Genomic DNA, 13,430 nt, shown 5'->3' with positions numbered 1-13,430 from the left:
TTGTCAATCTAACCTGTTATGTCATTCAAAGCAACCTGAATTGCTTGAAGTGGTGTGTAAAATGTCAATCATTTTTATACAATTCTGCAACTTTATTAAGGTCCGTTGAATCATTAATTTCATAGAAATAATCCAGTTGCCATTTTTGAGTTCGTTCCGCTTGTTTATTTTTCGCAATGTCCCAATTCGGATAAACTCGGAATGCTCTTTTACCTTCTTTCCTTTCCGTTGAGATTATACCTTTTTTAATCAGCACGGACTTAGGGAAAACAAACTGTCCGAACTCGTTTTCAGTCCGCACGTTTACAGCATAAAAATCAATTCGGTCGGTTTCGCTAAAAGGTTCAATCGATCCCCTTCCGTTTCGTTTCCAAAAAGTAACGAATTGCCCACTCTTTTTAGGTGTAATTTTGGCATTCCTGCACACTATATTTTGTCCGTTTAATTCAAATCGACATGCATTATATTCTTTACTTTCCTGCTCTATTCTATAATCAGAAATTTCGAGCTTAATTCTGTCGTAAACTTCCTTTTTGATTTGTTTTAAATTTTTGTCCATATAATTTACAAATTCAATTTTGAATTAAGCAAATATTATACACAACTCATTGGAATAGTAGACCTCACAGGTTTTTACTTGTCCCGACATGTCACTCTAGCTTGTCGAAGGGTATCGTGGGGAAAACCTGTCAGGTCTTTGTCAATTAAATTTTTAACCCCTACTCAAACGACTGCATTTCCACGAGTTTGTGATAGACCTCTTTTTTGTCGAGGAGTTGCTGATGGGTTCCTTGTTCTACGATTTCCCCTTTTTGCATCACCACGATAAGATCGGCGTTTTGGATGGTCGAAAGCCTGTGGGCAATGACGATAGAGGTTCTGTTTTTCATCATGTTTTCCAGAGCCATTTGCACCAGTTTTTCACTTTCAGTATCCAAAGCCGAAGTCGCTTCGTCCAGAATCATGATAGGCGGATTTTTAAGTACGGCACGAGCGATGGAAAGTCTTTGTTTTTGTCCGCCACTCAATTTGCCGCCCGCATCCCCGATATTGGTTTCAAAGCCGTTGGGGAGGTTTTGTATAAATTCATATGCATTAGCGATCTTGGCTGCTTCTATGACTTCTTCTTTTGTAGCGTTCGGATTTCCGATGCGGATGTTGTTTTCAACCGTATCATTAAAAAGAATGGAATCCTGAGTCACGATACCCATGAGGTTACGAAGGCTTTTTACGGTAATTTCCTTGATGTTTTTACCGTCTATTTCGATACTTCCTTTGTTAACATCATAAAAACGGGTCACCAGATTGGCAATCGTACTCTTACCACTACCGGATTGTCCCACCAAAGCGATAGTCTTCCCTATTGGAACTTCAAGGTTGAAATTTTTAAGCACCCATTCATCTTCATATTTAAAAGACATATCCTTAACGCTAATGTTTTTCTCAAAGGCGGTTTTTTCAATCGCATTGGGAGCATCTTTAATGGTATTTTCGGTTTGCAGTACTTCTAAGACCCTTTCTGCAGCGGCATTTCCTTTTTTAACCCCATATGAAGCTTTACTGATTGATTTTGCAGGGGTGAGGATGTTGTATGCAAGTCCCATATAGGCGATAAATGATGAAGCGTCCAAAGTCTCGTCTATCAGTACCATTTTTCCGCCAAACCACAATAGGATTCCGATGACTAAAATTCCTAAAAATTCACTGGTTGGGGATGCTAGATTTTGTCGGTTCAACAAGCTGTTTGAAAATTTAAAAAACCTTCCGGTTGATGTGTTGAAATGTTTTACAAATCTGTTTTCAGCATTAAAAGCTTTGATAACGCGTAATCCGCCAAGGGTTTCTTCAATAATGGATAAAAAAGTACCTTGTTCTTTTTGGACTTTGTCCGATTTCTTTTTGAGGGATTTACCAATTCTGGAAATAAGCATTCCAGAGATTGGAATAAATATAAAAACAAAGATGGTTAGCTTTGTACTTATGGCAAACATTACAATGATGGTGAACAAGATGGTCAAGGGTTCCCTGACAATCAGTTCCAAAATCGATAAAAAAGAATGCTGAATTTCCAATACATCCGAAGTGATACGAGCAATCACATCTCCTTTTCTCTTTTCAGAATAATAGGAAATAGGCAATTCCACTACCTTTTTATACATCGCGTTTCTAACATCTTTTAAAACCCCATTTCTTAAAAAAGTAATGAAGTACATAGCCAGATAGTTAAAGATATTCTTGAACAAGAACAGGACAATAACCAAAGAAATCACCAAAACAAGGGCTTTCATTTCGTCTTCCCCGGCATATTGAGTGACCTGATAGTTTAAGTAATCTTTGTAGAAGTCATTCAATTGACCAATGCCCTGGTAAGTTGGTTTTTCATAAAGACGGTCGCTTTCTTTAAAAAGAACATCAAGCATGGGTATCAATGCAACAAACGATAGCGCACTGAAAAGCGCGTAAAGAATGTTAAAAAAGATATTTAGAAAACCATACTTCTGATAGGGTTTTGCGAAACGCAGTATTTTTTTGAAATAATTCATTAACTAGGCTATGATATGTTTTGATGTGAATGTACGGTTAAAGAATTTAGCAAAGATAGGGCTATAAATTTATGTCGATGTCACGCTGAGCCTGTCGAAGTGTGTTAAACCATATCCTGATGATGTTTTGACAGGCTCAACCTGACAAACTGTTTGTTATTTCAATTTCAGTTCGTCGATAATACGATCGATCTTCGCATCCAGTTTAGAAGCTTCATGGTCGTAATCGGCTGTGTTGCTTATTTCACCCTTAACACTGAAATAGAATTTTATTTTAGGTTCTGTTCCACTGGGTCTGGCGGCTATTTTTGTGCCGTCTTCAGTATAATAGATCAGTACGTTCGCTTTTGGAATACTAATGGTTTCCTTATCGCCCGTAAGCATATTTTTGCGGGTTGAACTCTGGTAGTCTTCTACATAATTAACTTTGGCACCGTCAATTTCCGCAATCGGATTTTCCCTGAGGTCGATCATCATCTGTTTGATCTCATCAGCACCACTGATACCTTTTTTGACCAGTGAGATCAATTTTTCCTTGTACAGTCCGAATTCTTCATAACATTGCAACAGTTGCTTGTAAAACGAACTTCCACTAGCTTTTGCATTTGCGGCTATTTCACAAGCTAGAAGCGATGCGGTTACGGCATCTTTATCCCTTACAAAATCACCTACCATATATCCGAAACTCTCTTCACCACCACCTATAAATTGTTTGTTGGGGAAATCCTTGACCATTTTTGCAATCCATTTGAATCCGGTTAGGGCTTCCATATATTCCACATCGTAATTTTTTGCGAGCACTTTCATCATCGGCGTGGAAACGATGGTAGAGGCAATAAATTGGTTGCCATTGATGCGGTCTGCGTTTTTCCATTTCTCCAGCAGAAAACGGGTCATAAGCACCATAGTTTGATTCCCGTTAAGCAGTGTCATTTCTCCTTCGTTGTTTCTTACGGCTATTCCAAGGCGATCGCTATCGGGATCGGTACCGATAACCATATCGGCTTTTAATTCCTCCGCTTTCTTCAAAGCCATAGCCAAGGCTTCAGGTTCTTCCGGGTTGGGGGATATAACGGTAGGGAAACTGCCATCGGGTTTGGCTTGTTCTTCTACAACATGAACATTCTTGTATCCGGCACGTTTTAAGACTTCAGGCATAAGCGTGATGGATGTCCCGTGAAGGGAAGTGAAAACAATAGAAAAATCGTCTTTTCCGGGAGTGTTGAAGTTTCCGTTTTCAACAGAGGCTGTGATAAAAGCTTCGTCGACATCTTTGTCGATATATTGCATCTTACTTTGGTCTGCATCAAATTTAATATCCTCAAAAGAAAGTGCTTCAATCTCGTTGATGATCTCATAATCTTGCGGAGGTACTATTTGTCCGCCGTCTGTCCAATATACTTTATATCCATTGTATTCAGGTGGGTTATGGGAAGCAGTAAGTACAATTCCACATTGGCAATCCAAGTGTTTTACAGCAAAGGAAAGCTCCGGAGTCGGACGCAGTTCAGAAAATAAAAACACTTTGATTCCGTTGGCTGCAAAGACATCGGCCACCACTTTTGCCAACGTGTCACTGTTGTGACGGCAATCGTAGGCAATGGCAACCTTAAGCTCTTTGTCCGGATATATTTTTTGAAGGTAATTGCTAAGTCCTTGTGTGTTTTTCCCCAGTGTGTATTTGTTGATCCTGTTGGAGCCGACTCCCATGATTCCACGCATACCTCCGGTTCCGAATTCAAGGTTTTTATAAAAACTTTCTTTGAGTTCTTCAGGTTTGTTATCGATGAGGTTTTGTACTTCTTTTTTGGTTTCAGCATCAAAAAAATCGGTTAACCAACCTTTTGCTTTTGTGGTAATGTCCTCTGCTGTCATGATCTGTGTTGTATTTTTGTATAAGTTAAGCAACTGACGCTTTTAATTCAATTTTTCACTGTATAAGTTGATGGTTTCAGAAACTTTATATCGTTTTTCATGGCGTTTGAAACGCAAAATGAGTTCCCCTAAAAATCCTGCCATAAAAAATTGTGTACCGATGATCATAGCGGTAAGTGCGATAAAAAATTGTGGTTTTTGGGTAATAAGTCTTCCGTAGGGATTAATAAAGAGCTTATCGACACCCAGATAGGCAGCAAATCCAAATCCTACTATGAACATAAGTACGCCAAGGGCACCAAAAAGGTGCATGGGACGCCTTCCGAATTTAGAGATAAACCAAATGGTGATAAGATCCAGAAAACCGTTGATAAAGCGTTCCATCCCAAATTTGGTCTTTCCGTATTTCCGGGCTTGGTGTTGCACTACTTTCTCTTCAATTTTTGAAAATCCGGCATTTTTCACCAATACGGGGATATAGCGGTGCATTTCACCATGAACATCTATGTTTTTTACCACCTCTTTTCGGTAGGCTTTCAATCCGCAGTTAAAATCGTGCAGGGATACCCTCGATGTTTTTCTCGCTGCCCAATTAAAAAGTTTTGAAGGCAGGTTTTTGGTAAGAACCGAGTCGTACCGCACTTTTTTCCATCCCGAAACGAGATCGGCATTGTTGTTTTTAATATGTTGATATAATCCAGGGATTTCTTCCGGATTGTCCTGCAGGTCGGCATCCATGGTGATCACCACATCGCCTTGAGCCATATCAAATCCCGCATGCAAGGCTTGCGATTTCCCGAAATTCTTTAAAAATCGGATGCCTTTTACGGCTTTATTTTTTGTGGATAAGTATTGGATAAGCTCCCAAGAGTCGTCTGTACTTCCATCGTCGATAAAGATAATTTCATAAGAAAAATGATTGGATTGCATTACGTCTGCAATCCAATCATGTAATTCCTTTAAAGACTCTTGTTCGTTGAGTAGTGGTATTACTACTGATATATCCATGAATGCTTGATCACTAATAAATAGAAATCAAAGATATAAATTATCCCTGTTTATTGGGAGATTCTGTAGCTAAATTAGAGTTGCTGATCGGATTTTTTCATAATAAGCCCGGTAATCAATGATACTACAAAACCTACAAAAATATTAAGGATTAAAACTACCGGATATGTAACCCAAAAGAATTTTTGTTGCATTTCTATAGTTTGATCCATTTGTTCTTGGCTCATTTCAGGGTTGTTTTTCAGCATCCCTGCCCGGCTCATTTCTGCTACTTTTTCATGAAAATCCGGATCGATTACATTGACATACAATAAAAGGTAGAGAACGGTAATCAAGGCGGCGATAGCGGCAGCCCCCATTCCTACTTTTAAAGCGTCACCAAGTGAAAGAAGACCTCCATTGGCTTTTTTGAATTGATAGATAGCCAAGACGACAAGCACGACCAAAATCAATGTAGAAATAATTGTTTTGCCTGCACTTTGATCGTATTGCATATCCATAAAATGCAGCATTAGGCTAAAGATGATACCAACTCCTCCAATCAGGAGACCGTAGTTCAATGCATATTTTTTCGTTGTTGGTTGTTGAGTGTTTTCCATGATTTCTTATATAGTTGAATTAGTTTTATATAAAATTAGTAGATATTCCTGTATATTTGTTACAACATTGGCAAATAAAAAAATACTTCCGTTTTTTTGGTGTAAAACTATTGGTAATCTAAAATAATTATATAAATTTGCACCTCGAAAAAATTCTGAAGTTTAAAATATTAAGGCGATGAAAAAAGGTATACATCCGGAAAATTACAGATTAGTGGCTTTTAAAGACATGTCAAACGATGATGTTTTTATCACAAAATCTACGGCAGAGACTAAAGAGACGATGGAAGTTGACGGTGTGGAATATCCTCTGATTAAATTGGAGATTTCCAGATCATCGCATCCTTACTATACCGGTAAATCCAAATTGGTTGATACTGCCGGACGTATCGATAAGTTCAAAAACAAATACAAGAAGTTCAAAAAATAAGAAACTTACCCGTTTCGATTCAAAACCTCTGATTTTTATCAGGGGTTTTTTTGTTTTCGAAAGTTGATGAGGTAGTTTGTCTATGAATTATTTTTTATAACGCAATCTTTTCAGGAATTATGAACATTCAGTTATCTTTAAACTCAAAAATCATGTGCTATGAACTTTATTCTTTTTGATGGTCCTTCCCGCAATGCCTTACTTCCTTTTACATATACAAGGCCTGTAGCCGATATCCGTATAGGGATCTTGACGATCAGGGAGAAATGGGAGAAGCACTTGGGCTATACCACAACAACCATTACTGAAGATTATCTTTCGGACAAATACCCCATGGTGGAAATGGAAGAGAATGTGATGATCAACGCTTCTTTTTTACCGAATGAAGACTTGGTTGAACAGATAAAAGGCTTGAAACCCGAACAAGCTATTTTTTATGATGAGGAAGTAATAGCTTTTTTTACTACTGATGCCCAAGAAGAAGTGGATTTGAAGAAATATAAAGCTATTGAATATGAAGGGGAGTGTGTTCAAATCCAGCATACCTGGGACATTTTTTCCAAGAACGGAGAAGCTTTGGAATCTGATTTTGACTTGATAACCAAAGGAAGGGAGAGTCAGCCTTTGCCGAGCAGCAATAATGTGATTGCCCCGGAAAATATATTCCTGGAAGAAGGTGTAACGATAGAGTTTTGTACGCTTAACGCCTCAAACGGACCTATCTATCTGGGGAAAGATTCCTTGGTGTTGGAGGGGAGTAATATCCGTGGTGGATTTTCTTTGGGGGAAAATGCTATCGTAAAAATGGGGGCACGTATTTACGGCCCGACAACTATAGGTCCAGGCTCTAAAATAGGGGGCGAGGTCAACAATTCGGTTTTGTTTGCCAATTCCAATAAAGGACATGACGGATTTTTAGGGAATTCCGTTTTGGGAGAATGGTGTAATATCGGTGCCGATACCAATACATCAAATTTGAAAAATGATTATGGTCCGGTGCGTTTGTGGAGTTATGAAACCAAATCTTTTGCCGAGACGGGCAGGCAGTTTTGCGGACTCATGATGGGTGATCACAGCAAATGCGGAATCAATACCATGTTCAATACAGGAACCGTGGTAGGGGTGAACGCCAATATCTTCGGAAGTGGTTATCCGCGAAATTTCATTCCGAGTTTCAGCTGGGGAGGAGCTTCAGGATTCACGACCTACAAACCACAAAAGGCATATCAAACCGCAAAAGCCATGATGGAGCGCAGGGGAGTTGAATTTAATGATGAAGAGCAGAAAATCCTCGATCAGGTTTTTGAACTTACCAAAAAGTGGCGCAAGAATTAACATGTATCCAGCAAGTATATTTATCAATTTTTTAAATTTGGTTCATCCAAACTTATACTATCTTTGTAAGGAACAGATTAATACCTATGCGCAAATTATTTATTCTTTTTGGGCTGATAAGCTTATGTTTAGGATGTAAGACAGCCCAACACAAGACCTATAGCCTGTCGGGCGATGATTTTGTAATTGCTTTCGGCTCTTGTAACAAGCAATATGAAGAGAACCTCCTCTGGGATGATGTTGTCAAAAACCAGCCCGCAGTTTGGGTGTGGGGAGGCGATAATATCTATTCCGATACCTACGATATGCGGCAAATGCGCAGGGATTATGAAGAACAGCGCTATCAAGACGGTTATAAAGAGGTGACCAAGACGATGGATGTCATCGGGACATGGGACGACCACGACTACGGGTTAAACGACGGCGGAGCAGAATTTCCGAAGAAGGCCGAATCCCAAGAGTTGTTCCTCAATTTTATGGATGTTCCCAAAAACGATCCGAGACGCGACAGGGCAGGGGTTTATCATTCAAAAACATACCATACTCCGGCCGGGGATGTAAAAATCATAGTGTTGGATACACGCTATTTCAGGAGTGCGCTGACCAAAAACCTCGGGGACGGTGGTAAACGTTTTATGCCCAACCCAAAAGGAGTAGGGACGATCTTGGGTGAAAAACAATGGTTGTGGCTACATCGCGAGTTGAACAATTCTACTGCTGCGTTCAATATTATTGTGAGCAGTATTCAGGTGTTGTCAAACAAACACGGTTTTGAAACCTGGGGGAACTTTCCGGGAGAGGTCGAAAAACTGTTTACCATGATAAAAAACAGTTCAGCACAACGGGTGATTTTATTGTCCGGTGACCGGCATATTTCAGAATTTTCACAGATCAACATGAGCGAATTAAGCTATCCGCTGGTTGATTTTACATCAAGCGGACTCACCCATACCTACGAGGCTTTTACTTCGGAAGAAAACCCGTATCGAGTAGGAGATGTAGTCAAAGAAAAGAGTTTCGGACTTCTAAAACTGAATATGAAAAACCACAGGGTTATTATGCAGATGATTGGCGATGGCAATCGGGTGTTGAATGAGTTTGAACAGGTGTATTGATTTTTATTAATCTTTCTAGGAAATAAACATAAAAACCTTACTTTTGCGCCAAATTAAAAAAGCCCCAGGGAGGGTTGCAAAATTTTATTTTAGAAAATGGCAACAAACAGAACATTTACAATGATCAAGCCTGATGCTGTGGAAAACGGACACATCGGGGCTATTCTTGATAAAATAACTGCTGCGGGATTTAAGATCGTTGCGATGAAATATACGCAATTGAGTAAACGCGATGCGGAAGAATTTTACGCAATCCACAAAGAGCGTCCGTTTTTTGGCGAATTGGTAGAATTTATGACACGCGGGCCTATCGTAGCTGCTATCTTGGAAAAAGACAATGCCGTAGACGATTTTAGGACTTTAATAGGTGCTACCAATCCGGAAGAGGCTGCGGAAGGAACCATCCGTAAGCTGTATGCTGCTTCCATAGGAGAAAACGCGGTGCACGGTTCAGACAGTGATGAAAATGCAGCTATAGAAAGTGCTTTCCATTTCTCCGGAAGGGAAATTTTTTAAGTTCACAGAGCCTGAAAATATTGTCATGCTGAGCTTGTCGAAGCATTGTCGAAGTGTACTTCACTATGACATCAAAAAGTCTTCGACAGGCTCAGACTGACAGATTAAAATGAAAACCTAAAAGTATTTTCTATCTCAAAACAATACTTTTCACCAATTCTTTCCCCAATTCTTCGTTGATCATTTTGATGATCTTGTCTTTTCCATAACTCAATTCTTGCCGTAATACCGAAGAAGATAAAGAGACATAAAGGGTATCCCGTTTTAATTGAATTTGGGTAGTATAATTGTTGACGCCGTTGCCCATTAAGTTTTGCCATGCGTTGCGAACATCAATCTTGTCCATGCCCTTTTCCAGTTTGTTTTCGTTGACAAACTCTTTTAAAGCATCACTCAGGGAGATATATTCGTTACGTCGTTTTGCGACCATTATTTCAGTTCAAATTTTTCAAAGCGTTTATAAAAATACGTTTTATTTTCCCCATTGGAAACCACAAATTGGTCTTTTGTGAGTTTGATCAAAACTTCGCTTCTTTCGTCAAGTTCGTTTTTGTAGTGCATATAGTAATTACCGTCTTTTTTTCGGATCGTAAAATCTTCCAACTCTTGCATATTGACAAAAGTGCCGTCCAGTCGGGGCATGACTTTTTCTCGCGTTCCTACAGAATCATTTTTCATGCTGATAAAATCGATTACCGTATTTACGGTATATTCTTTAGTTTTTCCGTCAGCAAAGGTCATTTTCTCGATTTCCCAATAACCGTTCAGTAAATTGAGGTCTTCTACTTTTGAAGTGTTGCAACCTATAGTTAAAAAACCGATAAGAATAAGGATGTTTGTTTTCAATGCACTACGTTTTTATGTTGCAAAGGTAAGGAAGGATATGGATTTAGTAGTCTGATTTTAGGTGAATGATATGGATGGAAGTCGGGAGTCCGAAGTCCGAAGTCAGGAGTGGTACGTCCCTGATTAGTGTTGACCGTTTTTGAATATATAATATTCTTATTATTTATCAAACGGCTCCCCTCTTCAGATGAAGAGGGGAATGAATCCGCCTAAGGCGGAGAAAGGGGAGTTTTGAAAGCCCAAGCTTTATAGTTAAATCACCAAGTGTTTGTTTTGTGCCAATGACTTGGGATTTCAGAACCCTCCGTCTTCAGTTCTGCTATCGCAAAACTGAATCCACCTCCCTTTGTCTAAAGGGAGGAGCTGTTTTTTTTACTTTTATTATTATTCAATACTTGAATGAAATCAAAATTTCAAATTCTATGGTCAACCTATATCAGGGACGTACGTATTTCTAATTTCGTACTTCTAACTTCGTACTTCCTATAATTGGATCATCCTATACGATTGATGGGTTTTTTTTACCACATTTTCCGTGCGTTCGGGATGGGTGTCGCTGATGAATATCTGTCCAAACTCGTCTTTATCCACCAACTCGATGATGTGTCCGACACGGTTTTCATCCAGTTTATCAAAAATATCATCCAAAAGAAGGATGGGTGTGTGGCCGGCCTGTACTTTTATAAAGTCGAATTGTGCCAGTTTCAAGGCGATCAAAAACGATTTTTGTTGTCCTTGACTTCCAAATTTTTTAATGGGAAAGCCACCGATATCAAAGCTCAGATCGTCTTTGTGTGTCCCGACGGAAGTGTATTGTATAGCCCGGTCTTTTTGGAGGTTTTCTTCCAGTAGTGTTTTGAGGTCTTTATCGAACAACTGACTTTTATATGACAGATCAATCTCTTCTTTTCCTCCGGAAATAGCGCTATACCGCTCTTTGAAAATCGGGTTGAAGGTGGCTAAGAATTCGCTACGTTCTTTAAAAATGACGCTTCCGTATTCGTTTAGTTGTTCGTTGTAGACTTCCAGTGTATCCGTATTGAACGTATTGTTCAGTGCGAAATATTTCAAAAGGGAGTTGCGCTGCGCCAGTACTTTGTTGTAGTTGATCAGCGTTTTGAGGTATTGCTTATTGCTTTGCGAAATAACGCTGTCAATAAATTTCCTTCGGGTTTCACTTCCTTCAATGATAAGGTCGCGATCTGCCGGCGAAATAATGACCAAAGGAATGAATCCAACATGTTCAGAAAGTTTGTCGTAGACCTTTCCGTTGCGTTTCATGACCTTCTTTTGCCCTTTTTTTAAGCTGCAAATTATTTTTTCGTTCTTTTCGTCCCTTATAAATTCCCCGTCGATCACAAAAAAGTTCTCCCCGTGCTTTATGTTCTGCGAAGCTATCGGATTAAAATAACTTTTCCCGAAAGCCAGATAATAGATCGCATCCAGGGTATTGGTCTTTCCAATTCCGTTTTGCCCCACAAAGCAGTTGATCTTTGAATCGAATTCAAAGTCCTGTGACGAAAAATTTTTGTAATTTATAAGCGATAACTTTTGTAAGTACATTTATTTTAGACCAAACTTTTTTTATAAAAGGTTTTTACTCACTAAGTGAGATTTAGTCCCGATAGCTATCGGGATGCCCCCAAGATAATTTATGGGGAAATGTGTTGCAAATTATTGAAAATAATCAAATAAATTCCCTTTCCTATTTGAATAAAAATCATATTTTTGCGGGGCTTAATAAAATGTAGATATGGCAACGTATAAGAAAAGAGGCTATAAGAAATCAGCTAAAAAGGATGAAAACCAAGTGCATGACGAACAAAGTGCAACTGCTGAGGTGTTCAGTACGCTGGATGAGAGTGCGGGTAAGACTGAAGAGTGGGTTTCCAGAAACCAAAAGTATATTCTTGGTGGAATAGGAGTCGTAGTGCTTGTTGTATTGGGATTTTTAGGATACCAACAATTCATTTTGAAACCAAAAGAGGCTGAAGCATCCAACGAAATGTTCTTTGCACAACAGTATTTTGATGAAGCTGTGAACAGTACAGCTAAAGATTCACTATACGGATTGGCGTTGAATGGAGCTGAAGGAAAATACGGTTTGTTGGATATCATAGCAAACTACAGTGGGACAAAAGCCGCAAATTTGGCGTATTACAGTGCTGGAATGGCTTATTTGAACACGCAACAATACGATGAAGCGATAAAATACCTTCAGGATTTCAAATCTGATGATGAGATTCTTGGAGCCTTGGCCAAAGGGGGTATAGGTGATGCTTTTGTACAATTGGGACAAGAAGAAGATGCTGTAGGTTATTATGAAAAAGCGATAGCCCATGCCGATAACGCTTTTACAACACCAAAATTCCTGTTCAAAGCCGGAGTGATCATAATGCAAAACGGAAATGCAGATAAAGCATTGCGGTATTTCAACAGAATAAAGAATGACTATCCTGATTCTGAAGAAGGAAGAGCGATCGATATTTACATCGGTAGAGCGGAAACGCTTCAATAGTTTGGTGATGATTGTTGCCGTATAAATACGTTCAACAAATAGCACTTAACAAATCAATAAGAAACATGGCGACAGAAAATAAAAATTTGTCTGTTTACGATAAAGCTACAATCCCAAACGCGAAAGACCTTCGGTTTGGGATTGTTGTTTCAGAATGGAATTCAGAAATAACAGAAGGGCTTTTCAATGGCGCGGTGTCGGCTTTGTTAGATTGTGGTGCTGTAGAAGAGAACATCATACGCTGGGATGTACCCGGAAGCTACGAACTTGTTTATGGTGCTAAAAAAATGATCAAAAAACACGAACCGGATGCTATTATCACCATCGGTAGTGTGATCCAAGGCGAAACCAAACATTTTGATTTTGTGTGTAGTGCCGCGGCTCAAGGAATAAAAGATTTGAATGTGTTGTATGACACCCCTGTAATTTTCTGTGTTCTTACCGATAATACCATGCAGCAGGCCATCGATCGAAGCGGTGGCAAACACGGCAACAAAGGAACCGAAGCTGCCATTGCCGCTATAAAAATGGCCGTACTTGGGAATTAACCGACTTCAGGTTTTTATCCTATTTCTTAACAATTTTTAGGGATTATAGACGGTAATTCTGCTCCTTTTTAAGTAATTTTGAGTTTTAAGGAACTGT

At 39.2% G+C, this 13,430-nt stretch carries 14 protein-coding genes; 6 read left to right on the top strand and 8 right to left on the bottom strand.

The genetic code is table 11. The features are described from left to right. Positions 1-64: 64 nt before the first annotated feature. The 5 genes from OOZ15_RS16535 to OOZ15_RS16515 form a co-directional block, all read right to left on the bottom strand. The gene (locus OOZ15_RS16535; RefSeq protein ID WP_265957551.1) at positions 65-559 is read right to left on the bottom strand and encodes a MepB family protein; all 495 of its coding nucleotides are present in this window, start codon (positions 557-559) and stop codon (positions 65-67) included. Positions 560-719: 160 nt separating this feature from the next. Beyond that, positions 720-2,543 (bottom strand): ABC transporter ATP-binding protein, encoded by a 1,824-nt coding sequence (locus tag OOZ15_RS16530; RefSeq protein ID WP_265957550.1) that lies wholly within the window; start codon positions 2,541-2,543, stop codon positions 720-722. Positions 2,544-2,699: 156 nt separating this feature from the next. Then, positions 2,700-4,418 carry a phospho-sugar mutase gene (locus tag OOZ15_RS16525; protein WP_265957594.1) on the bottom strand — a complete coding sequence of 573 codons (1,719 nt, stop codon included), beginning with the start codon at positions 4,416-4,418 and terminating at the stop codon, positions 2,700-2,702. A 42-nt stretch (positions 4,419-4,460) separates the two neighbouring features. After that, positions 4,461-5,426, bottom strand: a complete 966-nt coding sequence (locus OOZ15_RS16520) for a glycosyltransferase family 2 protein (protein WP_265957549.1) — start codon at positions 5,424-5,426, stop codon at positions 4,461-4,463. Between the two features lie 74 nt (positions 5,427-5,500). Then, complete coding sequence (locus OOZ15_RS16515) at positions 5,501-6,025, bottom strand: DUF4199 domain-containing protein (protein ID WP_265957548.1); 525 nt, start codon at positions 6,023-6,025, stop codon at positions 5,501-5,503. A gap of 178 nt (positions 6,026-6,203) precedes the next feature. Between OOZ15_RS16515 and OOZ15_RS16510 the strand changes: the two genes are divergently transcribed. The 4 genes from OOZ15_RS16510 (at position 6,204) to OOZ15_RS16495 (ending at position 9,421) form a co-directional block, all read left to right on the top strand. After that, complete coding sequence (locus OOZ15_RS16510; protein WP_265957547.1) at positions 6,204-6,455, top strand: type B 50S ribosomal protein L31; 252 nt, start codon at positions 6,204-6,206, stop codon at positions 6,453-6,455. 159 nt (positions 6,456-6,614) lie between these two features. Beyond that, positions 6,615-7,790 (top strand): GlmU family protein, encoded by a 1,176-nt coding sequence (locus OOZ15_RS16505; RefSeq protein WP_265957546.1) that lies wholly within the window; start codon positions 6,615-6,617, stop codon positions 7,788-7,790. A gap of 86 nt (positions 7,791-7,876) precedes the next feature. Then, a complete protein-coding gene (locus OOZ15_RS16500; RefSeq protein ID WP_265957545.1) occupies positions 7,877-8,905 on the top strand; it encodes an alkaline phosphatase D family protein in 1,029 nt (342 codons plus the stop codon). 96 nt (positions 8,906-9,001) lie between these two features. Beyond that, positions 9,002-9,421, top strand: a complete 420-nt coding sequence (locus OOZ15_RS16495; RefSeq protein WP_265957544.1) for a nucleoside-diphosphate kinase — start codon at positions 9,002-9,004, stop codon at positions 9,419-9,421. A gap of 130 nt (positions 9,422-9,551) precedes the next feature. Here OOZ15_RS16495 and OOZ15_RS16490 read toward each other — a convergent pair whose 3' ends face one another. From OOZ15_RS16490 to recF, 3 genes are all read right to left on the bottom strand, one after another. Next, positions 9,552-9,851, bottom strand: coding sequence for a DciA family protein (locus tag OOZ15_RS16490; RefSeq protein WP_265957543.1), 300 nt, complete (start codon positions 9,849-9,851; stop codon positions 9,552-9,554). Next, the gene (locus OOZ15_RS16485) at positions 9,851-10,267 is read right to left on the bottom strand and encodes a lipocalin family protein (protein ID WP_265957542.1); all 417 of its coding nucleotides are present in this window, start codon (positions 10,265-10,267) and stop codon (positions 9,851-9,853) included. Before OOZ15_RS16485 ends, OOZ15_RS16490 begins: the two co-directional genes overlap by 1 nt. Before the next feature lie 483 nt (positions 10,268-10,750). After that, positions 10,751-11,830, bottom strand: a complete 1,080-nt coding sequence (gene recF / locus OOZ15_RS16480; protein ID WP_265957541.1) for a DNA replication/repair protein RecF — start codon at positions 11,828-11,830, stop codon at positions 10,751-10,753. A 190-nt stretch (positions 11,831-12,020) separates the two neighbouring features. Here recF and OOZ15_RS16475 point away from each other — a divergent pair, with 190 nt between their 5' ends. Together OOZ15_RS16475 and ribH are read left to right on the top strand one after the other, a co-directional pair. After that, positions 12,021-12,785, top strand: coding sequence for a tetratricopeptide repeat protein (locus OOZ15_RS16475; RefSeq protein WP_265957540.1), 765 nt, complete (start codon positions 12,021-12,023; stop codon positions 12,783-12,785). 65 nt (positions 12,786-12,850) lie between these two features. Then, positions 12,851-13,333: a 6,7-dimethyl-8-ribityllumazine synthase gene (ribH, locus tag OOZ15_RS16470; RefSeq protein WP_265957539.1), complete on the top strand. Its 483-nt coding sequence runs from the start codon at positions 12,851-12,853 to the stop codon at positions 13,331-13,333. The last annotated feature ends 97 nt before the right edge of the window (positions 13,334-13,430 follow it).

Source organism: Galbibacter kalidii, assembly GCF_026241135.1.
Classification (GTDB): domain Bacteria; phylum Bacteroidota; class Bacteroidia; order Flavobacteriales; family Flavobacteriaceae; genus Galbibacter.
This window is presented reverse-complemented; position numbering and strand designations above follow the sequence as displayed.